General features: G+C 64.8%; 24 protein-coding genes. 23 read left to right on the top strand and 1 reads right to left on the bottom strand.

Annotated elements, in window-relative coordinates:
- The first annotated feature begins 51 nt into the window (after positions 1-51).
- From ABIB90_RS20935 to mmsB, 10 genes are all read left to right on the top strand, one after another.
- Positions 52-1596 carry a sugar ABC transporter ATP-binding protein gene (locus ABIB90_RS20935; protein ID WP_354164498.1) on the top strand — a complete coding sequence of 515 codons (1545 nt, stop codon included), beginning with the start codon at positions 52-54 and terminating at the stop codon, positions 1594-1596.
- On the top strand, positions 1593-2585 hold the full coding sequence (locus ABIB90_RS20930; protein WP_007593247.1) for an ABC transporter permease: 993 nt from the start codon (positions 1593-1595) through the stop codon (positions 2583-2585). The genes ABIB90_RS20935 and ABIB90_RS20930 overlap by 4 nt, the downstream gene beginning before the upstream one ends.
- Positions 2582-3562 carry a galactofuranose ABC transporter, permease protein YjfF gene (gene yjfF / locus ABIB90_RS20925; protein WP_007593246.1) on the top strand — a complete coding sequence of 327 codons (981 nt, stop codon included), beginning with the start codon at positions 2582-2584 and terminating at the stop codon, positions 3560-3562. Before ABIB90_RS20930 ends, yjfF begins: the two co-directional genes overlap by 4 nt.
- The gene (locus tag ABIB90_RS20920; protein WP_219680947.1) at positions 3559-4338 is read left to right on the top strand and encodes a FadR/GntR family transcriptional regulator; all 780 of its coding nucleotides are present in this window, start codon (positions 3559-3561) and stop codon (positions 4336-4338) included. The genes yjfF and ABIB90_RS20920 overlap by 4 nt, the downstream gene beginning before the upstream one ends.
- Positions 4335-5261: a Gfo/Idh/MocA family protein gene (locus tag ABIB90_RS20915; RefSeq protein WP_219680948.1), complete on the top strand. Its 927-nt coding sequence runs from the start codon at positions 4335-4337 to the stop codon at positions 5259-5261. Before ABIB90_RS20920 ends, ABIB90_RS20915 begins: the two co-directional genes overlap by 4 nt.
- A gap of 2 nt (positions 5262-5263) precedes the next feature.
- On the top strand, positions 5264-6340 hold the full coding sequence (locus ABIB90_RS20910; RefSeq protein WP_354164504.1) for an aldose epimerase family protein: 1077 nt from the start codon (positions 5264-5266) through the stop codon (positions 6338-6340).
- The gene (locus ABIB90_RS20905) at positions 6340-7218 is read left to right on the top strand and encodes an SMP-30/gluconolactonase/LRE family protein (RefSeq protein ID WP_354201299.1); all 879 of its coding nucleotides are present in this window, start codon (positions 6340-6342) and stop codon (positions 7216-7218) included. The genes ABIB90_RS20910 and ABIB90_RS20905 overlap by 1 nt, the downstream gene beginning before the upstream one ends.
- A 73-nt stretch (positions 7219-7291) precedes the next feature.
- Positions 7292-8365 (top strand): multiple monosaccharide ABC transporter substrate-binding protein, encoded by a 1074-nt coding sequence (gene chvE, locus ABIB90_RS20900; RefSeq protein WP_247370836.1) that lies wholly within the window; start codon positions 7292-7294, stop codon positions 8363-8365.
- A gap of 188 nt (positions 8366-8553) precedes the next feature.
- Positions 8554-10131, top strand: coding sequence for a multiple monosaccharide ABC transporter ATP-binding protein (mmsA, locus tag ABIB90_RS20895; RefSeq protein WP_354164508.1), 1578 nt, complete (start codon positions 8554-8556; stop codon positions 10129-10131).
- Positions 10128-11318 (top strand): multiple monosaccharide ABC transporter permease, encoded by a 1191-nt coding sequence (gene mmsB, locus ABIB90_RS20890; protein ID WP_007608442.1) that lies wholly within the window; start codon positions 10128-10130, stop codon positions 11316-11318. The genes mmsA and mmsB overlap by 4 nt, the downstream gene beginning before the upstream one ends.
- A 14-nt stretch (positions 11319-11332) precedes the next feature.
- On the opposite strand, the gene ABIB90_RS20885 is transcribed toward mmsB, so the two are convergent.
- Positions 11333-11488 (bottom strand): hypothetical protein, encoded by a 156-nt coding sequence (locus ABIB90_RS20885; protein WP_211394234.1) that lies wholly within the window; start codon positions 11486-11488, stop codon positions 11333-11335.
- 172 nt (positions 11489-11660) lie between these two features.
- Between ABIB90_RS20885 and ABIB90_RS20880 the strand changes: the two genes are divergently transcribed.
- From ABIB90_RS20880 to ABIB90_RS20820, 13 genes are all read left to right on the top strand, one after another.
- Positions 11661-12236, top strand: coding sequence for a cytochrome c oxidase subunit 3 family protein (locus tag ABIB90_RS20880; protein WP_007593229.1), 576 nt, complete (start codon positions 11661-11663; stop codon positions 12234-12236).
- A 2-nt stretch (positions 12237-12238) separates the two neighbouring features.
- Entirely contained in the window at positions 12239-12499 is a 261-nt protein-coding gene (locus ABIB90_RS20875) for a cytochrome C oxidase subunit IV family protein (protein WP_007593227.1), read from the top strand.
- Between the two features lie 96 nt (positions 12500-12595).
- Positions 12596-13048: a c-type cytochrome gene (locus tag ABIB90_RS20870; protein WP_354164514.1), complete on the top strand. Its 453-nt coding sequence runs from the start codon at positions 12596-12598 to the stop codon at positions 13046-13048.
- Between the two features lie 39 nt (positions 13049-13087).
- Positions 13088-14434, top strand: a complete 1347-nt coding sequence (locus ABIB90_RS20865; protein ID WP_007593223.1) for a cbb3-type cytochrome c oxidase subunit I — start codon at positions 13088-13090, stop codon at positions 14432-14434.
- A 59-nt stretch (positions 14435-14493) separates the two neighbouring features.
- Positions 14494-15306: a CbbQ/NirQ/NorQ/GpvN family protein gene (locus ABIB90_RS20860; RefSeq protein ID WP_354164517.1), complete on the top strand. Its 813-nt coding sequence runs from the start codon at positions 14494-14496 to the stop codon at positions 15304-15306.
- A gap of 10 nt (positions 15307-15316) precedes the next feature.
- The gene (locus ABIB90_RS20855; protein WP_354201298.1) at positions 15317-17233 is read left to right on the top strand and encodes a nitric oxide reductase activation protein NorD; all 1917 of its coding nucleotides are present in this window, start codon (positions 15317-15319) and stop codon (positions 17231-17233) included.
- A gap of 73 nt (positions 17234-17306) precedes the next feature.
- Complete coding sequence (locus ABIB90_RS20850) at positions 17307-17972, top strand: HAD family hydrolase (RefSeq protein WP_354164524.1); 666 nt, start codon at positions 17307-17309, stop codon at positions 17970-17972.
- An 8-nt stretch (positions 17973-17980) separates the two neighbouring features.
- A complete protein-coding gene (locus ABIB90_RS20845; RefSeq protein ID WP_354164527.1) occupies positions 17981-18931 on the top strand; it encodes a sugar-binding transcriptional regulator in 951 nt (316 codons plus the stop codon).
- Between the two features lie 288 nt (positions 18932-19219).
- Positions 19220-20533, top strand: a complete 1314-nt coding sequence (locus ABIB90_RS20840) for an ABC transporter substrate-binding protein (protein ID WP_219680967.1) — start codon at positions 19220-19222, stop codon at positions 20531-20533.
- A gap of 90 nt (positions 20534-20623) precedes the next feature.
- The gene (locus tag ABIB90_RS20835; protein ID WP_219680968.1) at positions 20624-21496 is read left to right on the top strand and encodes a carbohydrate ABC transporter permease; all 873 of its coding nucleotides are present in this window, start codon (positions 20624-20626) and stop codon (positions 21494-21496) included.
- Positions 21497-21499: 3 nt separating this feature from the next.
- Positions 21500-22330, top strand: coding sequence for a carbohydrate ABC transporter permease (locus ABIB90_RS20830; RefSeq protein WP_354164532.1), 831 nt, complete (start codon positions 21500-21502; stop codon positions 22328-22330).
- 16 nt (positions 22331-22346) lie between these two features.
- Complete coding sequence (locus ABIB90_RS20825) at positions 22347-23354, top strand: ABC transporter ATP-binding protein (RefSeq protein ID WP_007593209.1); 1008 nt, start codon at positions 22347-22349, stop codon at positions 23352-23354.
- A gap of 32 nt (positions 23355-23386) precedes the next feature.
- On the top strand, positions 23387-24160 hold the full coding sequence (locus ABIB90_RS20820; protein WP_354164535.1) for an SDR family NAD(P)-dependent oxidoreductase: 774 nt from the start codon (positions 23387-23389) through the stop codon (positions 24158-24160).
- Positions 24161-24190: the final 30 nt, after the last annotated feature.

The raw sequence follows: 24190 nt of genomic DNA, 5'->3' as shown, positions 1-24190 counted from the left end.
ACAGGCTCCGTGTCCGCATCGTCGGCGGGCGCCGCTGGGAGTGAATTTGTCATGGAGAACAGCCCGGATTCCGCGGCTTCCCTGCTGGAGGCGCGCGGGATCAGCAAGAGTTTTGGTGCGGTACGCGCGTTGCAGCAAGTCGACTTCACGCTGCGCGCTGGCGAGATTCATGCGTTGCTTGGCGAGAACGGCGCCGGCAAGTCCACGTTGATCAAGGTGATCACCGGCGTGTTCCCGCGCGATGCTGGCATCGTCAGGCTCGGCGGCGAAGAGGTCGCGCCGCGCTCGGCCAAGGCGGCGCTTCAGGCCGGCATCGCCACCGTCTACCAGGAGGTCAATCTGCTGCCGAACCTCTCGGTGGCGCAGAACCTGTTCCTCGACCGGCAGCCGATGCGTTTCGGCATGGTGCGCGAAGGCGAGATGCGCCGCCGCGCCAAGGCGCTGCTCGCGGATTTCGGCCTCGACATCGACGTATCAGCGCCGCTTGGCAATTATTCGGTGGCGATCCAGCATGTCACCGCAATCGCGCGCGCTGTCGATCTCTCGGCGCGTGTGCTGATCCTGGACGAGCCGACCGCGAGCCTCGACCGCCATGAGGTCGAGATCCTCTTTCGCATCATGCGTCAGCTTGCCAAGCGCGGCATTGGCATCGTCTTCGTCAGCCATTTCCTCGACCAGGTCTACGAGATCTCCGATCGCATCACGGTTTTGCGAAATGGTCGCCTGGTCGGCGAGCGCGAGACCGCGTCGCTGTCGCGACTCGAGCTGATCCGGATGATGCTCGGCCGCGAGCTGGCCGAGACCACCAGCGCGCGGGCCGCGACGCGCGAGCATCAGGCCCGCGAAGTCTGCGCGAGCTTCGAGAGCTATGGCAAATCAGGCTATGTCGCGCCGTTCAATCTCGAGCTGCGCCATGGCGAGGTGGTCGGTCTCGCCGGCCTGCTCGGCTCGGGCCGGACCGAGACGGCGCGGCTGGTGTTCGGCGCCGAGCGCGCCGATCGCGGGCAGGCGAGGGTGGAAGGCGCGCCTGTCCGGCTTCACTCGCCGCGCGACGGCGTGCGCCACGGCTTTGGCTATTGCCCTGAGGAGCGCAAGACTGACGGCATCGTCGCCGAGCTCACCGTGCGCGAGAACATCGTGCTCGCGCTCCAGGCCAAGCGCGGTCTGCATCGGCCGCTGTCGCGACGCGAGCAGGACGAGATCGCAAGCCGTTACGTCAAGATGCTCGACATTCGCCCGCCCGATCCGGAGCGTCCCGTCGGCCTGCTGTCCGGCGGCAATCAGCAGAAGGTCCTGCTGGCACGGTGGCTTGCGACCTTCCCGCGGCTCCTCGTGCTGGACGAGCCGACCCGCGGCATCGACGTCGGCGCGCATGCCGAGATCATCCGCCTGATACGCGAGCTCTGCGACGACGGGCTTGCGCTGCTCGTGATTTCCTCCGAGCTCGACGAGATCGTGACCTATTCCGATCGCGTGGTGGTGCTGCGCGACCGCGCTCATGTCGAGGAACTCGCGGGCGAGGCGATCGACGTCGGCAACATTCTCGCGGCCATTGCCGCCGATAGCGTCGCCGTTGCGCTTGAGGCTCACACATGACAGCGCTGCTGCCGCGCCGCGGCCTTGCCCAGATCCTCGCATTGATCGTCATCCTCGCGGTCGATCGTGTGGTGTCGCCGCAATTCTTCGATCTGCGCCTCCAGGATGGACGTCTGTTCGGCAGCCTGATCGACGTGCTCAATCGCGGCACGCCGGTGGCGCTGCTCTCGCTCGGCATGGTCCTGGTGATCGCGACGCGCGGCATCGATCTGTCGGTCGGCGCGGTCATGGCGATCTCGGGCGCGATCGCGGCGAGCCTCGCCGACAACCACAGTCTGGCCGTGGTGCTGGCGGCTGCGCTCGGCGCGGGCCTGATCTGCGGATTGTGGAACGGATTTCTCGTCGCGGTGCTCGGCATGCAGCCGATCGTGGCGACCCTGATCCTGATGGTGGCGGGACGCGGCATCGCTCAGCTCATTACCGAAGGCCGCATCGTGACCTTCTCCTCGCCCGATCTGGTCTGGCTCGGCAACGGCTCCATCCTCGGCGTGCCGGTGCCAGTCGCGATTGCGCTTGGCATGTTGATGCTCACCGGCGCGGTGGTGCGAGGCTCGGCACTTGGGTTACTGATCGAGGCAACCGGCGGCAATGCGCGGGCGAGCGAGCTTGCCGGCGTCGGCACGCGCGCGATGATTTTGGCGGTCTATGTCTGGTGCGGCGTTTGCGCTGCGCTTGCCGGTGTCATCGCGGCGGCCGACATCATGGGCGCGGATGCCAACAATGCCGGCCTCTGGCTCGAGCTCGACGCCATCCTCGCGGTGGTGATCGGCGGCACCTCGCTGTTCGGCGGCCGCTTCAGTCTCGTGCTGGCCGTACTCGGCGCGCTGATCATCCAGACCATGAACACCGGCATTCTGCTGTCGGGCTATCCGCCGGAGTTCAATTTGCTGGTCAAGGCGATGGTGGTGCTCGCCGTGCTGCTGCTGCAATCGCCGAAGCTGTCCGGCTTTGCCGGAATCGTGACGCGGCTGCGGGGGACCAAGGCATGAAAGGCCTGCCGCCCGTCCTCATCACGGCGATCGTGCTCGTCGCGGGATTCGCGCTTTGCGCGATGCAGTTTCCCAACATCGCCTCCACCCGCGTTGTCGGCAATCTCCTGACCGACAACGCCTTCCTCGGCATCGTCGCGACGGGCATGACCTTCGTCATCATTTCCGGCGGCATCGATCTCTCGGTCGGCTCGGTGATCGGCTTCACCACGGTGTTCGTCGCGCTGGCGATCGAGCGCTGGGGAATGCCGCCCCTGGTCGCCTTCGTCGCCATCCTCGCGCTCTCGGCCGCCTTCGGAGCGGCGATGGGCGCGGTGATCCATGTCTTCGATTTGCCGCCTTTCATCGTGACGCTCGCCGGCATGTTCTTGGCCCGGGGTGCCAGCTTCCTGCTCTCGACGGAATCGGTGCCGATCACAGCACCGGTCTATTCCACCGTGTCGGACTTCGCACTGCGAGTACCCGGCGGTGGACGGCTGACGGCGGTCGCGATCATCATGCTTACGATCGTGATCGGCGGCGCATTGCTGCTGCAGCTCACCCGGTTCGGCGCCAATGTTTATGCGCTCGGCGGCAGCCGGGCGACCGCGAGCCTGATGGGTGTCGCCGTCGGCAGGATGACGGTGAAGATCTACATGCTGTCGAGCCTGCTCGCCGGCATCGCCGGCATCGTCTTCTCCTTCTACACCAGCGCCGGCTACTCGCTGTCCGCGGTTGGCGTCGAGCTCGACAGCATAGCGGCCGTCGTGATCGGCGGCACGCTGCTCACGGGCGGGCAGGGCTCTGTGATCGGCACCTTCCTCGGGGTGCTGATCCAGGGCATGATCCAGACCTACATTAATTTCGACGGGACGCTGTCGAGCTGGTGGACCAAGATCGCGACCGGGGTGCTGCTGTTCGCCTTCATCGCCTTGCAGCAGGGGTTGGTCGCGCTCGCGCGCCGGCCCGTGGCAAAGCGCGCGGGAGCAGTCTCATGACCACCTCGCGCATCCTTGTCATCCCGACGCGCCGGGCGCACTCCAATCACGCGGAGGTGGCCCGCTCGATCGGCGTCGACATCATTGCCGGCCGCTACGCGGAGGGAACGCGCCTGCCTGGCGATGCCGAAATGATCGCGATGTTCGGAGTGTCGCGACCGGTGCTGCGCGAGAGCGTGAAGACGCTGGTGGCCAAGGGCCTGCTCACAACCAAGGCGCGGGTCGGCACCGTCGTGCGCGAGCGCGTCGCCTGGAACATGTTCGACGCCGACGTGCTGGCTTGGCACCTGGACGCCGGGATCGACAAGCGCTTCCTCAACGACCTCGCCGAAATCCGCCTCGCGGTTGAGCCGCGCGCGGCCGCGCTGGCGGCGGCGCAGCGGTCGGAGCAGGATCTCTCCGAGCTCCGTCGCTGCATGGAGCGGATGCGGCTTGAAGCCTCCGACTCCGTTGGCTTCGCCGATGCCGACCTCGCGCTCCATGTCGGTGTGGCGCGCGCCTCCGGAAATCTGTTCATGCGCTCGATCGGGCACGTCATCGAGGCTGCGTTGCGCGCCTCATTCCTGCTCAGCGCACCGGTCGAACCGGAGGACCGCGACACCGTTCTGCTCTGGCATCAGAAGATCGTCGATGCCATCGCGGACGGTGATGCCACGACTGCGTCGGAGGCGATGGTCTACGTCATTCACAACGGCATGCGCCGCCACGAGGGTACAGTGATCGAGACCGTACCGGCCGAAGCGCTGCCGTCCGCGGAAGCTGGAGAAAGATCGTGACTGAACTTCGCATCGCCATCGTCGGCTTCGGCAAGATCGCGCGGGACCAGCACGTCGGCGCCATCGCAGCGGTTCCCGGCGCGACGCTGGCGGCCGTCGCCAGCCGCAATGCCTCGTTGCCGGATCTGCCGCATTTCGCGACCATCGAGGAGCTGCTGGAAAAAGGTCCGCCGATCGACGCGGTGTCGCTCTGCACGCCGCCTCAAGTGCGCCGCGCCCAGGCCGTCGCAGCGCTCAGGGCCGGCAAGCATGTCATGCTGGAGAAGCCGCCCGGCGCCGGCGTTGCCGAGCTCGATCCGCTGATTGCGATGGCCGGTGAGGCCAAGCGAACGCTGTTTGCGACCTGGCATTCGCGCCATGCGCCGGCAGTCGAGCCGGCGCGCGAGTGGCTCGCCGCGCGCCGCATCCATTCCGTGCACATCAACTGGAAAGAGGACGTCCGCGTCTGGCATCCCGGGCAGGCGTGGATCTGGGAGCCGGGCGGGCTCGGGGTGTTCGATCCCGGCATCAATGCGCTGTCGATCCTGACCAGGATCCTGCCGAAACCTGTGTTCGTCACCGCGGCCGAGCTCGCCTTCCCTGCCAATTGCCAGGCGCCGATCGCCGCGAAGCTGACGCTGACCGACATCGACGGCCTGCCTGTGGCCGCCGAGTTTGATTTCCGCCAGACCGGGCCGCAGAGCTGGGATATCCTCGTCGAAACCGACCAGGGCCGGATGACGCTATCCCGCGGCGGCAGGATCATGGCGATCGACGGCAAGACCGTTGCCGAGGCGCCCGATGAGGAATATCGGGAGCTTTACCGGCGCTTCGTCACGCTCGCCGCGACAGGCGCGAGCGACGTCGATTTGGCGCCGCTTCGTCTCGTCGCGGACGCCTTCCTGCTCGGCAGGCGCACGATCGTCGAACCGTTTGTGGATTGATCATGGCTGGATCGAAAACAGAAAGAGACGTCTTCGGAACGCTGCCGGACGGCCGCAAGGTGGACCGCATCGTGCTGCGCGGAGAGGGCGGGTTCGAGGCGCGCATCATCACCCATGGTGCAGTCTTGCAGGCCTTGATCGCGCCGGACGCCAAGGGCGGCTACGACGACGTCGTGCTCGGCCATGACGCATTCGCCGGCTATCTCGCCGAGCGAAAGTTTTTCGGCGCCACCGTCGGCCGCTACGCCAATCGCATCGCCAACGGACAATTTTCGCTGGACGGCGAGACGGTGCAGCTTCCCGTCAACAACGGTCCGAATGCGCTGCATGGCGGCCTCGACGGCTTCGACCGCAAGCTCTGGGACATTGCGGAGATCGACGATGGCGCCGAGCCCGCAGTCACGCTGACCTACACGAGCCCGCATGGCGAGGAAAACTTTCCCGGTCGGCTCGATGTGCGCCTGACCTATCGCGTCACCGGCCCGGCCGAGCTATCCCTGACCATGGAGGCGCGGACCGACCGGCCGACCATCGTCAACCTGACCAACCACAGCTTCTTCAATCTGGAAGGCGCGACATCAGGCACGCCCATTCTCGATCACAAGCTGACGGTCGCCGCCGGGCATTTCCTCGCGATCGATCCCAACGCCATTCCGTTGCCGGAGCCGCCGCGCAGCGTTGCCGGCACGCCGTTCGACTTCCGCGAGCCGCGGGCCGTCGGCGAGCGCATCCGCGAGAGCGACCAGCAATTGCGCACCGGCAGGGGCTACGATCACACCTACAATCTCGCGCGTGATGGCAAACTTGCGCTCGCGGCGCGGCTGGAGGCACCGCGCTCGGGGCGCATCATGGAGCTGCTCACCAATCAGCCCGGTCTGCAGGTCTATTCGGGTAATTATCTCGACGGCACGATCTCGGGCAAGGGCGGCAAGCTCTACCGGCAGTCCGACGCGATGTGCCTGGAGCCGCATATCTGGCCGGACGCACCGAACCGGCCGGATTTCCCGAGCCCGCGCCTAGCGCCGGGCGAGGTCTACCGCCATCACACGGTCTATCGCTTTGCGGTGAGGAGGTCATGATGGAACAGGTGCCCACCTCGGTTCTTTCGGACGATCCTTGCCATCTCGGCGAGGGGCCGACCTATGACGTGACCACGGACACGGCCTGGTGGTTCGATATCCGCGAGGGGCGACTGTTCGAGGCGCAGCTCGCCAGCGGCAGCATTCGCGTTCATGCGCTGGGCCGGATGGCGAGCGCACTTGGGCGGATCGACGCCGAACGGCAGTTGATCGTCGCGGAAGACGGGCTCTATATCCGCAAAATCGCCGATGGCGCGATGACGCTGCTCTGTCCGCTCGAAGCCGATAATCCCGCGACCCGTTCCAACGATGCCCGCGTGCATCCCTCCGGCACGTTCTGGATCGGCACCATGGGCCGCAAGGCGGAAGCAGGGGCAGGCGCGATCTACGCGTTCCATCACGGCGAGATATCGATGCTGTTTCCGCGCGTCAGCATTCCCAACTCGATCTGCTTCTCGCCCGACGGCACCACCGGCTATTTCGCCGACACTGCGCGCGCGGTGCTCTACGCGGTGCCGCTCAATCCCACGACCGGCCTGCCGCGCGGCGAGCCGGAGGTGCTGCTGCGCCACACCGGTATCGGCGGCCTCGACGGTTCGGTGTGCGACGCGGACGGAAACATCTGGAACGCGGGCTGGGGCGCTGGCCGTATCGACGTCTACTCTCCGCAAGGCGAGCGCCTGCGCTCGATGAGCGTGCCGGCAAAGCAGGCGAGCTGCCCCGCTTTTGTCGGCCCTGATCTGTCGCGTCTCCTCGTCACCTCGGCCTGGCAGGACATGGACGCGGCGGCGCGTGCCGCCGATCCGCAAGCCGGCTACACCTTTCTGTTGGAGGCATCCGCGCGCGGTCGCGCGGAGCCTGACGTCAAGCTCGCATAGGAGGCTCGAAGCCGCACACCACCAAAGTTCGCGACGACACGAAAAAACAGTCTGACACCAAAGGGAGTGAAACATGCTGAAACTGAAGACGACCTTCCTCGCGCTGGCGCTGGCCGGCGCTGCGACGATGGCCGCGGGCGTCACCGCCTCGGCCCAGGACAAAGCAACGGTCGGCATCGCCATGCCGACCAAATCGTCGGCGCGCTGGATCGACGATGGCAACAACATGGTCAAGGTGCTGAAGGAGCGCGGCTACAACACCGACCTGCAATATGCCGAGGACGACATTCCGAACCAGCTCTCGCAGGTCGAGAACATGGTGACCAAGGGCGCGAAAGCGCTGGTGATCGCCGCGATCGACGGCACCACGCTCTCTGACGTGCTCAAGCAGGCGAAAGCAAAAGGCATCACCGTGATCGCCTATGACCGCCTGATCCGCGGCACGCCGAACGTCGACTATTACGCGACCTTCGACAATTTCCAGGTCGGCGTGCTCCAGGCCGAGTCGATCGTGCAGGGCCTCGGCCTCAAGGATGGCAAGGGTCCGTTCAACATCGAGCTGTTCGGCGGCTCGCCCGACGACAACAACGCCTACTTCTTCTACAACGGCGCGATGAGTGTGCTGAAGCCGTACATCGACAGCGGCAAGCTCGTCGTCGTCTCCGGCCAGATGGGCATGGACAAGGTCGCGACCTTGCGCTGGGACGGCGCCACCGCGCAGGCCCGCATGGACAATCTGCTCAGCGCCTACTACGGCAACAAGAAGGTCAACGCGGTGCTGTCGCCGTATGACGGTCTGTCGATCGGCATCATCTCCTCGCTGAAGGGCGTCGGTTATGGTAGCGCCGGCCAGCCGATGCCCATCATCTCGGGCCAGGATGCCGAGGTGCCCTCGATCAAGGCGATGCTGCGCGGCGATCAGTATTCGACCATCTTCAAGGACACCCGCGACCTCGCCAAGGTGACCGCCGACATGGTCGACGCTGCGCTGGCCGGCAAGCAGGTCACCGTCAACGACACCAAGACCTACGAGAACGGCGCCAAGACCGTGCCGTCCTATCTGCTCAAGCCGGTCGTGGTCTACAAGGACAATTGGGAGAAGGTCCTGGTCGAGAGCGGCTACTACAAGAAGTCGCAGTTCCAGTAGGAGGTCTACTCCCTCTCCCGACCTGCGGAGAGGGAGTTCTTTAGGGTTAGGGCGAAGCGCATGTTTATCAACTCGTCATGCCCGGGCTTGTCCCGGGCATCCACGTCCCTCTTCGCAAGCGGCTGCACGTGGATGGCCGGGACAAGCCCGGCCATGACGATTGTGGAAGCCCCCAGGAGAATGAACCGATGACCGCAATGCTGGAGATGCGCAACGTCAGCAAGAGCTTTTCCGGCGTGCAGGCGCTGCGCGACGTCAACTTCTCGGTTGAAGCCGGGCAGATCCACGCCCTGGTCGGCGAGAACGGTGCTGGCAAGTCCACGCTGATGAAGGTGCTCAGCGGCGTCTACCCGGCCGGCAGCTACGAGGGCACCATCATCTTTGATGGCGAGGAGCGCCGCTTCCGCGACATTAATGATTCCGAGGCGCTCGGTATCATCATCATCCATCAGGAGCTGGCGCTGATCCCGCTGATGTCGATTGCCGAAAACATTTTTCTGTCGCACCCACCGTCAAAGCTCGGCGTCATCGACCGCGACGAGGTGTATCGGCGCACGCGCGACCTGCTCGCGCAGGTCGGCCTCAAGGAATCGCCGGATACGCTGATCACCGATCTCGGCGTCGGCAAGCAGCAGCTTGTCGAGATCGCCAAGGCGCTGTCCAAGCGGGTGCGGATGCTGATCCTGGACGAGCCGACCGCGAGCCTCAACGAGGCCGACAGCGCCGCGCTGCTGGAGCGGCTGATGGCGTTCCGCGAGCAGGGGATCGGCTCGATCCTGATCTCGCACAAGCTGAACGAGGTCGCCAAGGTCGCCGACCACATCACCGTGCTGCGCGACGGCCGCACCGTCGACGGCATCGACTGCCGCGCCGAGCCGATCCAGGAAGACCGCATCATCCGCAGCATGGTCAACCGCGATCTCGCCCATCGCTTTCCGGAGCGCAGCGCAAAAATCGGCGAGCCCGTTCTCACCGTCGAGAACTGGTCGGTCTACCATCCCATCCATCCCGAGCGGCAGGTGATCAAGAACGTCGATTTCAGGGTGAAGCGCGGCGAGGTCGTCGGCATCGCCGGGTTGATGGGGGCGGGGCGCACCGAGTTCGCCATGAGCCTGTTCGGCCGCTCCTGGGGCACCACGATCAGCGGTCGCATCCGGCTCGAGGGCCATGAGATCGTGCTGCCCAACGTCGCGGCCGCGATCGACGCCGGCCTTGCCTATGTCACCGAAGACCGCAAGCAGCTCGGACTGATCCTCGCCGACGACGTCCGCAAGAACATCACACTGGCAAGCCTCGACCAGGTCGCCCCCAACCGGGTGATCGACGACATCGCCGAGCTGAAGGTCGCCAGCGATTACCGCAACCGGATGCGCATCCGCTGCTCCGACGTCTACCAGGAGACCGGCCAGCTCTCCGGCGGCAACCAGCAAAAGGTCGTGCTGTCGAAATGGCTGATGACCGACCCCAAGGTCTTGATCCTGGACGAGCCGACCCGGGGCATCGACGTCGGTGCCAAATACGAGATCTACTGTATCATCAACGAGCTTGCGGAAGCCGGCCGCGGCGTGGTGGTGATCTCCTCGGAGATGCCCGAGCTACTCGGCATCTGCGACCGCATCTGTGTCATGAACGACGGCGCCTTCGTCGGCGAGTTCCCCGGCGCCGAAGCGACGCAGGAAAAGATCATGCGCGCCATCATGCGCAACGACAGAAATTATGGAAGCAGCGCCCTCGCGGGTGCGGAGATGGGAGGATCGCAGCTATGACCGACAAGACGGTTTCGCTGCCCGAGGAGGGCCGGCACGGCAGCTTCATCAAGAACAATTTGCGCAATTACGGCATGCTGATGTCGCTGATCGCGATCATGCTGTTCTTCCAGGTCATGACCGGCGGCACGCTGCTGCAGCCGCTCAACCTGACCAATCTGGTACTGCAGAACAGCTACATCGTCATCATGGCACTGGGCATGCTGCTCGTCATTGTCACCGGCCATATCGACCTCTCGGTCGGCTCGGTCGCGGGCTTCGTCGGCGCGGTGGCCGCCGTGCTGATGGTGACATACAAGGTCGACTACACGCTCGCCTTCATCGCCTGCCTGCTGCTGGGCGCGGCAATCGGCGCCGCGCAGGGCTATTGGGTGGCCTATTTCAAGATTCCGTCCTTCATCGTGACGCTGGCCGGCATGCTGGTGTTCAAAGGACTTGCGCTCGCGGTGTTGCAGGGCCAGTCGCTCGGGCCGTTCCCGGCGACCTTCCAGAAATTGTCGTCGGGCTTCATTCCGGAGATGCTGCCCGAGGCCGGCACGCTGCATCCGACGTCGATGCTGGTCGGTGCGGTGCTCGCGCTCGGCCTCGTCTACGCCAGCGCCAAGGGGCGCTCGCGCGAGCAGTTGCACGGCATCGAGGTCGAGCCTTACGCGTTCTTCCTCGGCAAGAGCATTCTCCTGGCCTGCGCCGTGCTCTATTTCACCTATCTGATCGCCTCGCATCGCGGTCTGCCGAACGTGCTGGTCATCATGACCGCGCTGATCGCGCTCTACGGCTTCGTCACCCGCCGCACCGTCATCGGTCGGCAGGTCTACGCGGTCGGCGGCAATGCGAAAGCGGCAAGCCTGTCGGGCATCAAGACGGAACGGTTGACCTTCCTCACCTTCGTCAACATGGGCGTGCTCGCCGCGCTCGCCGGCCTCGTCTTCGCCGCGCGCCTCAACACCGCAACGCCGAAGGCGGGTCTCGGCTTCGAGCTCGACGTCATCGCCGCCTGCTTCATCGGCGGCGCCTCGGCCTATGGCGGTGTCGGCCGCGTCGGCGGCGCCGTGGTCGGTGCCATGATCATGGGTGTGATGAACAACGGCATGTCCATCCTCGGCATAGGCATCGACTATCAGCAGGTCATCAAGGGCCTGGTCCTGCTCGGGGCGGTGTGCATCGACGTGTATAATCAGCGGAGATGAGGCTGCGGCAGTCATTACTGCGTCGTGAACAGCACCGCCGCGATCGCGACGGAGAGGCTCACCGCGGAGACGGTGGCGACGGTCGATAGCACGCCCATTCGCCGGAGCGCGATGGCGAAGACGATGATGATGGGCGTTGCGGTCATCAGTCCGATTTGTGCATCGCTCATGTTATCGCTCGCAGCTCCACGGAACCCTGGGGCGTTTGGTACCGCGACCCGGCCGGCCGGACGTTGCGACGGCGCAAACAAATTGATCGGCATTCCCCAAGTTTGTCCGGCAACAAACTCGGATCGGCACGGCTGAGCTAAGTCTGGCTGGTGTCCTGATCCGGAAGAGCAGATGTCGGCAGCCGATTGCGAACCACGGGGAGCCGGCTGGGGAATTCTGGACGATCTTCCCGGCGATCCCATGATCTGGGTGCTGATCTTCAGCGAGCTCGCCGCCTTCGGTCTGTTTCTCGGTGCATTCGCGGTCGCCCGCGCGATCCATCCGGCCGTGTTCGCGGTGGGGCAGGCGGCGCTTGATCCGGGTCTCGCCGGATTGAACACTGTCGTGCTGGTGACGAGCGGTTGGGCCGCAGCCCGGGCTGCGAAGACCGCGCGGGCCAGCGAGAGCCGGGCGACACAATCCTGGCTCCTCACAGCCATGGGGCTTGGCGGCCTGTTCGTGGCGATCAAGCTCGGCGAATATGCCGAAGAGATCGGACGCGGCATCGGACTCGAGACCAGTCCGTTCTTCACACTCTACTTCCTCCTGACCGGCTTCCATCTTCTGCACGTCTGCCTCGGCATCATCATCCTCGCATTGGTCTGCCGCCGCGCTGAAGCGTTCGGCGTCGAGACGGGAACGGCCTTCTGGCACATGGTCGATCTGGTCTGGATCGTGATGTTCCCGATTCTTTATCTGGTGCGGTGACGATGCCGGATCGCCTGGACATCACATGGATCGCGCTGATCGGCCTCGCGCTCGCGACCATCCTGGTGCCACCGCTGGTGCCGCGGCCGCTGCTCGGCAACGCCCTGCTGCTGGCCTTGGCCGCCGTCAAGGGCCGCCGGATTGCGCTCGATTTCCTCGATCTTCGCGCGGCGCCTGCGCTCTGGCGCGGCCTCGTCAGCGCCTGGATCCTCATGGTGGTGCTGTTTGCCTGGCTCACATCTGCCGTCAGCGCCCTGATCTGACTCACTCCTTGCGCCCTGACAAAGAACAGGCCGTGCCGATCAGCGATAAATCGCATCACCGATTTTCTCGGCGGGACTCAATTGAAAGGATTGGCAATGGCTGAACGCCTGACCAAGTCGGCCGCTCGAAACGTCTTCTACGGCGGCTCGGCCTTTTTCTTCGCCATCTTCATCGGGCTGACGGCGCACAGCCACTACTACATGGTCACGACCTCGACGGACGCAGTGACGCTGACGTCGTCGGTCGCCCGCGGCAAGCACGTCTGGGAGAAGAACTCCTGCATCAATTGCCACACGTTGCTCGGCGAAGGCGCCTATTTCGCGCCCGAAGTCGGCAACGTCTGGGATCGATGGGGCGGCAAGGAGGATCCGGCCGGCGCGCGAGAGGCGTTGAAGGCCTGGATGCAGTCGCAGCCTTCAGGCGCGGAGGGCCGGCGACAGATGCCGCAGTTCAACCTCACCGATCAGGAGCTCAACGATCTCGCCGATTTCCTGCAATGGGTGAGCACGATCAAGCGCCAGGATTGGCCGCCGAACAAGGCCGGCTAAGCCCGCCGCTTTCCTCTTTCAAGACAGAGAGAATCCGAGATGAAATATCAAACCCAGAAAGTCGCGATGCTGTATTTCTACGGCGCGCTGACCCTGTTCCTGGCCCAGGTCCTGTTCGGCCTCCTCGCCGGGACGATCTACGTCCTGCCCAACACGCTGTCGGTTCTGCTGCCGTTCAACATCGTCAGGATGATCCACACCAACGCGCTGATCGTGTGGTCGTTGATCGGCTTCATGGGCGCGACCTACTTCCTGCTGCCTGAGGAAACCGAGACCGAGCTGTACAGCCCGCTACTCGCAAAGATCCAGTTCTGGATGTTTTTTGGCGCAGCAGGCGTCGCGGTCGTGGGCTATCTCTTCCACTACCACGAGGGCCGCGAGTTCCTTGAGCAGCCCTTCATCATCAAGGTCGGTATCGTCGTCGTCTGCCTGATGTTCCTGTTCAATGTGACCATGACCGCGCTCAAGGGACGCAAGACCACGGTCACCAACATCCTGCTGTTCGGCCTGTGGGGCGTTGCGATCTTCTTCCTGTTCGCCTTCTACAATCCGGCGAACCTCGCCGTCGACAAAATGTACTGGTGGTACGTCGTCCATCTCTGGGTCGAGGGCGTCTGGGAGCTGATCATGGCCTCCGTGCTCGCCTATCTCATGATCAAGCTCAATGGCATCGATCGCGAGGTGGTCGAGAAGTGGCTCTACGTCATCATCGGCCTCGCGCTGTTCTCGGGGATTCTCGGCACCGGCCACCATTTCTACTGGATCGGCGCGCCCGGCTACTGGCAGTGGATCGGCTCGCTGTTCTCGACGCTCGAGGTCGCGCCGTTCTTCACGATGGTGATCTTCACGGTGCAGATGACCTGGAAGGCCGGCCGCAAGCATCCGAACCGCGCCGCGCTGCTGTGGTCGGTCGGCTGTTCGGTGATGGCGTTCCTGGGAGCCGGCGTCTGGGGTTTCCTGCACACGCTATCCTCGGTGAACTACTACACCCACGGCACCCAGGTCACCGCTGCGCACGGCCATCTCGCCTTCTTTGGCGCCTATGTGATGCTCAACCTTGCCGTGATGGCTTACGCCATCCCGCAGATCAAGGGACGCGCGCCCTATAACCAGTGGCTCAGCATGACGAGCTTCTGGATCATGTGCACGGCCATGATGACCATGACGTTCGCGCTGACCTTTGCCGGCGTGGTCCAGGTCCATCTCCAGCGCGTGCTCGGCCAGGGCTACATGGATGTGCAGGACCAGCTCGCATTCTTCTACTGGGTGCGGCTCGGCTCCGGTGGGTTCGTCGCGATCTCCGCGCTGATGTTCGTCTGGGCGGTGCTGGTGCCCGGCCGCGAGAAGCTGGCGACCATTCCCGCCGTGCTGCAGCCGGCCGAGTAAGCGTGACGGCGGCCGCGTTTCGTCGCGGCCGCCGCTTCAGAAATCTACGGAGAAAGATCATGAAAGCAGCCCTTCACGCCTTGGCCGCTCCTGCACCCGCGCTACCGGCCTATGTCGCAAGCGGCAACGAATGCGCGCTGTTCGAGCATGCCTGGCGGCACCGGCTTCCGGTCCTGCTGAAGGGGCCGACCGGTTGCGGTAAGACGCGTTTCGTCGCGCATATGGCCGCGCGGCTGGGCTTGCCGCTCCACACCGTCGCCTGCCACGACGATCTCACCGCCGCCGATCTCACCGGCCGCTATCTGCTGAGAGGCGGCGACACTGTGTGGACCGACGGTCCGTTGACGCGCGCGGTCCGCGAGGGCGGCATCTGCTATCTCGACGAGGTAGTGGAAGCCCGCAAGGACGTCACCGTCGTGCTGCATCCGCTCACCGATGACCGCCGTATCCTGCCGCTGGAGCGAACCGGCGAGGAGCTCGTTGCTCCCGCGAGCTTCATGCTCGTCGTCTCCTACAATCCCGGTTACCAGACCCTGCTCAAGGCGTTGAAGCCGTCGACGCGGCAGCGCTTCGTCGCCATTGAGTTCGGCTTCCTGCCGACCGAGCAGGAGATTGCGGTGGTGTCGGCCGAGAGCGGGCTGCCGCCGGATCGCGTACGGCCGCTGGTCGCGCTTGCCGGACGTCTGCGGGCGCTGAAGGGGCATGATCTGGAGGAGGGCGTCTCGACCCGACTCGTGGTGTATTGCGCGACTTTGATTGCGGCGGGAGTCTCGATCGCCGATGCCGTGCTCGCCGGCATGATCGAGCCGCTGACCGACGATTGCGACGTCAAGGCAGCGCTGCGGGATGTCGCGCGCGCCGTGATCGGGTGAGGCAGATTCCATGCTCGACTTCCTCGAACTGGAGGAGACGGTCGGCCGTGCCTGGCACCGCATGGTCGGCGGCACCGCGAGCTATCCGGTTCACGATGATCACGCGGTCGCGCTTGCGGAGGTGAGAGGCCGGCTCGCGGTGATGTTTCGCGCGCTCGGAGGCGAGCCAGGCGTTCAGATCGCGAGCGCGGGTGCACGTAGCGCGGGCCATCGGCTCGGCTGGCGGCAGCGCATCGGCCTTGGAGACGAACGTCTCGAACAGCCGGGCCGCGACGCCACTACCATCTTCCTCCCCGACCGCATTGCGATATTTGCCGACCGTGACCTCAACGCATGCCTCTATCGCTGGCTTGCGGCGTGGTTCGCGGTCGCGCCGATCGAGACGATCACGGAGCATGATCCGCTGCGGCGGGACCTTCTGGTCTTGCGCCGGGCGAGCGAGACGGCGGTCTTCGTGCTCACGCAGTTTCCCGGGCTCGCCGCCGATTACGCGCGGCTCGCCGCAGCAATGGCCGAAGCCCGGCCGCAACGTCCGTTGCCGCGTCTTGAGCAGGAGATCGAGCGGATCGTGCTGGCCTTGCTCGGGACCGGAAAGGCGCCCGCAGGCCAGCTGTGGCCGGCGATGATGGGGACAGGTGCGCTGCCGGACAAGGCCCCGCCCGGCTATCGCTCGGTCCTGCCGTGTCCGCTCTGGGGCGATTGCTGGACGCGCGAGTTCTCGCCCGCGCATGCTGGCGACGACGCGTGCGCGCCGGGCGCGGGGGCCGCGACCCAGGACAATCGCAAGCGCTTTGCCGTGCGCGAGCGCGAGGACAACGCCAAACGCCGCGATCCCTTCGTGCTCAACCGCTTCGAAAAGATCCTCGCGATGGCCGAGATGGTCAATGTCGACCGTCCGGCCGATGACAGCGAGGACGAGGACGCGCAGAAGGCCGCCGACGATCTCGAGGAGATTACGCTGAGCCGCCGCAGCGGCAAGCCGGCGAGCCGGCTCAAATTCGATCTCGACCTGCCGCCGGAAGCTCTCGATGCCTCGCCATTGAACGCAGATCTCACCTATCCCGAATGGGACTACCGCAGCAGCTCCTACCTGCCCGATCACTGCCGCGTGCTGGCGGACGCCGCGTCCGAGACCGGAGAGACCTGGTCGCCCGACGAGACCATGCGCCGGCATATCCGTCAGGTACGGCAGCGCTTCGAGATCTTGCGGCCGCGCCGCGAATTGATGCGCGCCCAGGCCGATGGACACGACCTCGACCTCGACGCGCTCGTGCGCGCGCGGTGCGATCTTCGCGCCGGCAGCGGCGGCGGTCTCGATCGCATCCATGTCGCGATGCGCCCGCAGGGGCACGATCTCGCCGTCACACTGCTTGTCGACGTCTCGCTCTCGACGGACGCCTGGGCCGACGGCCATCGCGTGCTCGATGTCGAGAAGGAGGCGCTGCTCGTGCTCGCGCACGGCCTGTCGGCCTGCGGTGACCACCACAGCATCCTGACCTTCACGTCGCGCCGGCGGTCCTGGGTGCGGCTCGAAACGGTCAAAGCCTTCGGCGAGCCGATGAGCGCGGCAGTGGAGCGTCGTATCGGCGCGCTGAAGCCCGGCTATTACACGCGGATTGGCGCGGCGGTGCGCCACGCCTCGGCCGAGCTCGCCCGTCAGCCGCAGCGCAAAAAGCTGCTGCTCGTCCTCACCGACGGCAAGCCGAACGATGTCGATCATTACGAAGGCCGCTTCGCGGTCGAGGACACCCGCAAATCGGTGCAGGAGGCGCGCCGGCTCGGCATCGCCGCCTTCGGCGTCACGGTGGACGCAACCGCGCAATCCTATTTCCCGACGCTGTTCGGGCGCGGCGGCTACGCCATCGTCGGTAATATCCGCCGACTGCCCGCGGCGCTGCCGGCGATCTACCGGCAGGTGGCGCACTGATCCAGAAAGGGTGCGGCGTTCCGTTCTCTGGTGAGCTATTGCCCATGCTATGGGTATATGATCGAATGGCTGGATGGACCAGGGCCGGCCGAAACTCGATCTGATCATCTTCGACTGCGACGGCGTGCTGGTCGACAGTGAGCTGTTGAGCTGTCGGTGCCTGTCCGACGTGCTGGCCGAATGTGGCATCGCGCTGAGTCCGGAGCAGGCGTTCGAGCTCTTTCTCGGACGCAGCACCAAGGCGGTCGAGCAGCATTATCGGGATCTCGGGCAGGTCGTGCCGGACGGCTTTCTGCCGCGCTTGAAGTCGCATGTGTTGAGCACGTTCGCCGGATCACTCCAGCCGATCGCGGGTGTGGCCGCCGTGATATCGGAATTGCGGGCGCCATTCTGCGTGGCGTCGTCCAGCGACATCGACCGTGTCGCGCTCTCCCTTGACGTCACCGGCCTGCGGGCGCATTTCGGCGACCGGATCTACACGGCGCAGATGGTCAGGCACGGCAAGCCGGCGCCCGATCTCTTTCTCTACGCGGCCGAGCAGATGGGCGCGCAACCTGCGCGCACGCTGGTGATCGAGGACAGTGCGAGCGGCGTGCAGGCGGGCAAGGCGGCCGGCATGACAGTCTGGGGATTTGCCGGCGGCGGCCATTATCGCGGACGCGACGGGCAGGCTATACTGTCGGGTGCGGGGGCCGACCGGGTCTTCGCGCGCATGATCGATTTCTGGAAGGACGCCTGACGCCTGCCATGGCCGCCGAGAATGAAAAGTCCAGGCTCGATGACGCCGCGCGTGCCGGCTGGCTCTATTTCATTGCCGGTCACACCCAGGACGAGATTGCGAAGATGCTCCAGGTGTCGCGCGCGTCGGCGCAGCGGCTGGTGTCGCTGTGTCTCGCGGAACGGCTGATCACCTTCCGGCTCGAACATCCCATCGCCGCGTGCATGGAATTGGCGGCGCGTCTGAAGGAGCGTTTCGAGCTTAGCCATTGCGAGGTGGTGCCGGCGGATTCCGCCGCGCCGCAGGCCACGGCGGGCATTGCCGAACGCTGTGCCAACCTGCTCGATTCCACCCTGCGTTCGGAAACCCCCGTCATCGTCGCGCTCGGGACGGGACGCGCCGTGCGCGCCGCGGTCGAGCGCGTCACGCCGATCGACCGGCCCAACCACCAGATCGTCTCGCTGGTCGGCAATATCTCCGCCGACGGTTCGGCGAGCTTCTACGACACCGTCGGCCGGCTCGCCGACCGCACCGGTGCGCGGCACTATCCGATGCCGCTACCGTTCCTGATGTCGTCCGAGGATGAGCGCAACAAGATGGTCCGGATCGAGCCGATCGCGAAGGTCAAGGCGGTCGCGGCCAAGGCGGATTTGCGCCTCGTCGGCATCGGCCAGATGGACCAGAAGGCGCAGGTCCATGTCGACGGCTTCGTGACCCGCGACGAATTGTTCGAGATGATGCGGCAGGGGGCGATCGGCGAGATCACCGGCTGGGCCTATGATTCCAAGGGTCGGCTGCTGAAGGCCGGAACCAACAAGCGCCTGACCAGCATCCCGCCGGAGGTCCCGGCGAAGACCACCACGATCGGCGCCGCCGTCGGCGCCGCCAAGGTGCCGGCGATCGCGGCGGCGCTGAATGGGCGGCTGATCAATGGCCTGATCACGGACGAGGCGACCGCAAGGGCGATTCTGGAGCGGTAGGGCGGCGATAGCGCCTCTCGCACTGCTGTCATCATCCGCGAAGGCGGATGATCCAGTACGCCGCGGCCTCGCTTAGGGCAAATCAACAGGCGGCACGGAGTACTGGATGCCCCGCTTTCGCGGGGCATGACAGCTGAGTGCGAGGCGGCAGCTCTCATCACTCCCGCATCGCAGCACTCATAAGTTGCGCGAACATCTTTGTGCCTGCTTGACAACGGCGCGCCCTCAGTCGAACATACGCCCAACGCGTGGGCATATGCTCAAAAGCGCGAGCTTAGGGAGGTCACCGTGAAACACGTCCTCGGCGCCGTCTGTGGCGCGTCTTGCCTGTTGTTGGCCGTCCCCGCGATGGCCGAAACCACCCTGACGATCGCCACCGTGAATAACGGCGACATGATCCGCATGCAGGGGCTGACGGGTGAATTCACCAAGAAGAACCCCGATATATCGGTCAAATGGGTGACGCTGGAAGAGAACGTGCTGCGCCAGCGCGTCACCACCGACATCGCCACCAAGGGCGGCCAGTTCGACGTTCTCACCATCGGCACCTACGAGGTGCCGATCTGGGCCAAGAAGGGCTGGCTGGTGCCGCTCGCCAATCTTGGCGCCGACTACGACGTCGCCGACCTCCTGCCCAAGATCAAGGATGCGGTCTCCGTCGACGGCAAGCTCTACGCCGCGCCGTTCTACGGCGAGAGCTCGATGGTGATGTACCGCACCGACCTGTTCGACAAGGCCGGCCTCAAGATGCCTGAAAATCCGACCTGGGATTTCGTCATCGACGCTGCCAAGAAGCTCACCGACAAGAGCGCCGGCGTCTACGGCATCTGTCTTCGCGGCAAGGCTGGCTGGGGCGAGAACATGGCGTTCCTCTCGGCCATGGCCAATTCCTACGGCGCACGCTGGTTCGACGAGAAGTGGCAGCCGCAGTTCAATACGCCGGAATGGAAGGCGACGCTCACGACCTATGTCGACCTGATGAAGCAGGCCGGCCCTCCCGGTGCGAGCTCGAACGGCTTCAACGAGAACCTCGCGCTGTTCAATGCCGGCAAGTGCGCAATGTGGATCGATGCCACGGTCGCGGCGTCGTTCGTCACCAATCCGAAGGACTCCAAGGTCGCCGACAAGGTCGGCTTCGCGCTGGCGCCCAACACCGGGCTCGGCAAGAACGCCAACTGGCTGTGGGCCTGGAGTCTCGCAATCCCCGCCGGCTCGAAGAAAGCGGAAGCCGCCGAGAAGTTCATCGCCTGGGCCACCAGCAAGGACTACACCAAGGTCGTGGCTGCGAAGGAGGGTTGGGCCAACGTGCCGCCGGGCACCCGAACCTCGCTCTACCAAAACCCTGAATATCTGAAGGTCGCCCCGTTCGCGAAGCTGACGCTGGCCTCGATCGACGCCGCCGATCCGAACAAGCCGACGGTGAAGCCGGTGCCCTACGTCGGCGTGCAATATGCGGCGATCCCCGAATTCCAGGGCATCGGCACGCAGGTGGGCCAGCAATTCTCGGCCGCGCTTGCGGGATCGATGACGGTCGATGCCGCGCTCACCGCGGCGCAATCTTCAACCGAGCGCGAGATGAAGCGCGCGGGTTACATCAAGTGAGCTCGATCTCTCCCTCCTGAGCTCAGACTTGCGGCCATCCACCGCTAAGGATGGATGGCCGCCTTCTTCCCGCAAGCGGAGAGGCCAACAATGGCAACCCGGCAGACGCAGCTTCTCGCACGGACGCTCCTGACGCCGGCGGTCGGGCTGCTGTTCATCTGGATGATCGTCCCGCTCGCGTTGACGATCTATTTCTCGACGCTGCACTACAGTCTGCTCGATCCCGGCTCAGAATCGTTCGTCGGGCTGGAAAATTTCCGCTACTTCCTCACCGATCCCGCCTTCCTCGCCTCGCTCCAGAACACGCTGGTGCTGGTCGGCTCGGTGCTGGCGCTGACCGTCCTGCTCGGAATTCCGCTGGCGCTGTTGCTCGACCAGCCCGTGATCGGCCTCAACATCGTGCGGCTGATGGTGATCGCGCCGTTCTTCGTGATGCCGACGGTGAGCGCGCTGGTCTGGAAGAACCTGCTGATGCATCCAGTGTCCGGGCTGTTTGCCTGGATCGCCTCGCTGTTCGGCTTGACGCCGATCGACTGGTTCACCGACGCGCCGCTGCTCGCCGTGATCCTGATCGTGTCATGGCAATGGCTGCCGTTCGCGACGCTGATTTTGCTCACCGCGATGCAGTCGCTCGACGAGGAACAGAAGGAAGCCGCCGAAATGGACGGTGCCAGCGCGGTCTCGACCTTCATCTACATCACGCTGCCGCACCTCGCGCGCCCCATCACGGTGGTGATCCTGATCGAGACGATCTTCCTGCTCACCGTCTTTGCTGAAATCTACGTCACCACGGGCGGCGGCCCGGGACTGTCGACCACCAACATCGCCTTCCTGATCTATTCGCAGGCACTGATCCAGTACGATGTCGGCACCGCCTCGGCGGGCGGCCTCGTCGCTGTCGTGATCGCCAACATCGTTGCTTTTTTCCTCGTCCGTATCGTCGGTCGCAACCTGGAGGCATGAGACATGGCGCGGATGGCGACGAGGCAGCGGGTGGTGGTCTCGACCATCGGGGCGTGGTTCTTCGGCTTCCTGATCTTCTTCCCGATCCTCTGGATGGTATTGGCGAGCTTCAAGACCGAACTTGAGGCCTTCGCGATTCCGCCGTCCTTCGTGTTTTTCCACTGGACCACCGAGAACTACGCGACGGTGCAGGAGCGCAGCGACTATTTCCTCCACGCGATGAACTCGATCATCATCGCCGGCGGCTCGACGCTCATTGCGCTTTTGATCGCGATCCCCGCCGCCTGGTCGATGGCGTTCTCGCCGACCAAGCGCACCAAGGACATCCTGCTCTGGATGCTCTCGACCAAGATGATGCCGCCGGTCGGCGTGCTGGTGCCGATCTATCTGATCTACAAGTCCTTCGGCCTGCTCGATTCCCGCATCGGCCTCGTCCTCATCCTGTGCCTCGGAAACTTGCCGATCGTGATCTGGATGCTGTTCACCTATTTCAAGGAGATCCCGCGCGACATCCTCGAAGCCGCGCGCATGGACGGCGCTACCATCGGTCGGGAACTGATTTACGTACTGACGCCGATGGCGATCCCGGGGCTCGCATCGACCATGCTGCTGAACCTGATCCTGGCCTGGAACGAGGCGTTCTGGACGCTCAATCTGTCGACCTCGAACGCTGCGCCGCTCACCACGTTCATCGCGTCCTATTCGAGCCCGGAAGGGCTATTTTGGGCAAAGCTGTCGGCGGCTTCCACGTTGGCGATCGCGCCTATTCTCGTCCTCGGTTGGTTCAGCCAGAAGCAGCTCGTGCGCGGGCTCACCTTTGGCGCGGTAAAGTAGGAAGGGCTGCCGGATCATGGGTCAGATCACACTTCAGGATGTGCAGAAATCCTTTGGCCCCGTGCACATCATCAAGGGGGCGGACCTCGAGATCGCCGATGGGTCGTTCGTGGTGTTCGTGGGGCCATCGGGCTGCGGCAAGACCACGCTCTTGCGGCTGATCGCGGGGCTCGAGGACGTCTCCGGCGGCAAGATCCTGATCGACGGCAAGAACGTGGTCGACACGCCGCCGGCCAAGCGCGGGCTCTCGATGGTGTTCCAGTCCTATGCGCTCTATCCGCATATGAGCGTGCGCGGCAATATCGGCTTCGGCCTGAAGATGGCGGGGCTGGCCAAGGACGAGATCAACCGCAAGGTCGAGGCCGCCGCCGCAACGCTGAATCTCACGCCTTATCTCGATCGCAAGCCGCGCGAGCTCTCCGGCGGCCAGCGCCAGCGCGTCGCGATCGGGCGGGCCATCGTCCGCGAGCCCAAGGCGTTTTTGTTCGACGAGCCACTCTCCAATCTCGACGCGGCGCTGCGCGTGCAGATGCGGATCGAGGTGACGCGGCTTCAGAAGCAGCTCGGCACCACCGCGATCTATGTCACCCACGACCAGGTCGAGGCCATGACCATGGCCGACAAGATCGTGGTGCTCAACGGCGGCAAGATCGAGCAATACGGCTCGCCGCTGGATCTCTACGAGAAGCCGGCCAACCTCTTCGTGGCCGGCTTCATCGGTTCGCCCAAGATGAACTTCGTCACCGGCGAGCACGCCTTGCAGAAGGGCGCGGCAACGATCGGCGTACGGCCGGAGCATCTCAAGATCGAGCGCGACGGCGCCGGCGGCTGGCAGGGAACGATCGCGGTGGCCGAGCATCTCGGCAGCGACACCTTCCTTTATGTCGATGCCGGTCAGCTCGGCATGCTGACGGCGCGCTACATCGGTGAATTGAGCCTGCACGCCGGCGACCATGTATCGCTGGTGCCGGAGCCCGCGCGCATCCATCGCTTCGACGCGAGCGGTAACGCCATTCGGAACTGACAAGAAACGGCAAGAAAACCGGAAAGACCAAAATGTACCTGGAAAAATTCAAGCTGAACGGCAAGATCGCGTTCATCACCGGCGGCGGGCAGGGCATTGGGCTCGCCTGCGCCGAAGCGCTGGCTGAAGCCGGCGCCAGGGTCGTCATCGGCGATCGTGACAGCAAGGTCGCCGACGCTGCGAAGGCCAGCCTGAAGGCGAAGGGCTACGACGCCGAGACGGCGATCATGGACGTCACCGACACCAAGCGCGTGGCGGAAGTGGCCAACGACCTCGTTGCCCGCCACGGCAAGGTCGACATCCTCGTCAACAACGCCGGCATCGCCCGCAGCGAGACGCCGGCGGAGACCGTGACCGACGAGCACTGGCTCAACGTCATCGACGTCAATCTCAATGGCACCTTCTGGTGCTGCCGCGAGTTCGGCAAGCACATGCTCAACGCCAAGAGCGGCGCCATCGTCAATGTCGGATCGATGTCCGGATTCATCGTCAACAAGCCGCAGGAGCAGTGCTTCTACAACGCGTCCAAGGCCGGCGTGCACCATCTCACGAAATCGCTCGCCGCCGAATGGGGGGCGCGCGGCATCCGCGTGAACGCGGTCGCGCCGACCTATATCGAGACGCCGCTCAACGCCTTCGTGAAGAGCAATCCGAGAATGTACGATGCCTGGATCGGTGGAACCCCGATGGCACGGATGGGGCAGGTCGAGGAGATCGCCTCCGTCGTGCTGTTCCTGGCTTCTGAGGCCGCGAGCCTGATGACCGGCAGCATCGTGCTGGTGGATGGCGGCTACACTTGCTGGTAGGCTTGCGTCAAAATTGACGACAGCTTCCGG

It is taken from the genome of Bradyrhizobium sp. JR4.1, assembly GCF_040548605.1.
Taxonomy (GTDB): Bacteria; Pseudomonadota; Alphaproteobacteria; order Rhizobiales; family Xanthobacteraceae; genus Bradyrhizobium; species Bradyrhizobium canariense.
The sequence above is the reverse complement of the archived record's forward strand: the minus strand, read 5'-3'. Positions and strand labels throughout refer to the sequence as shown.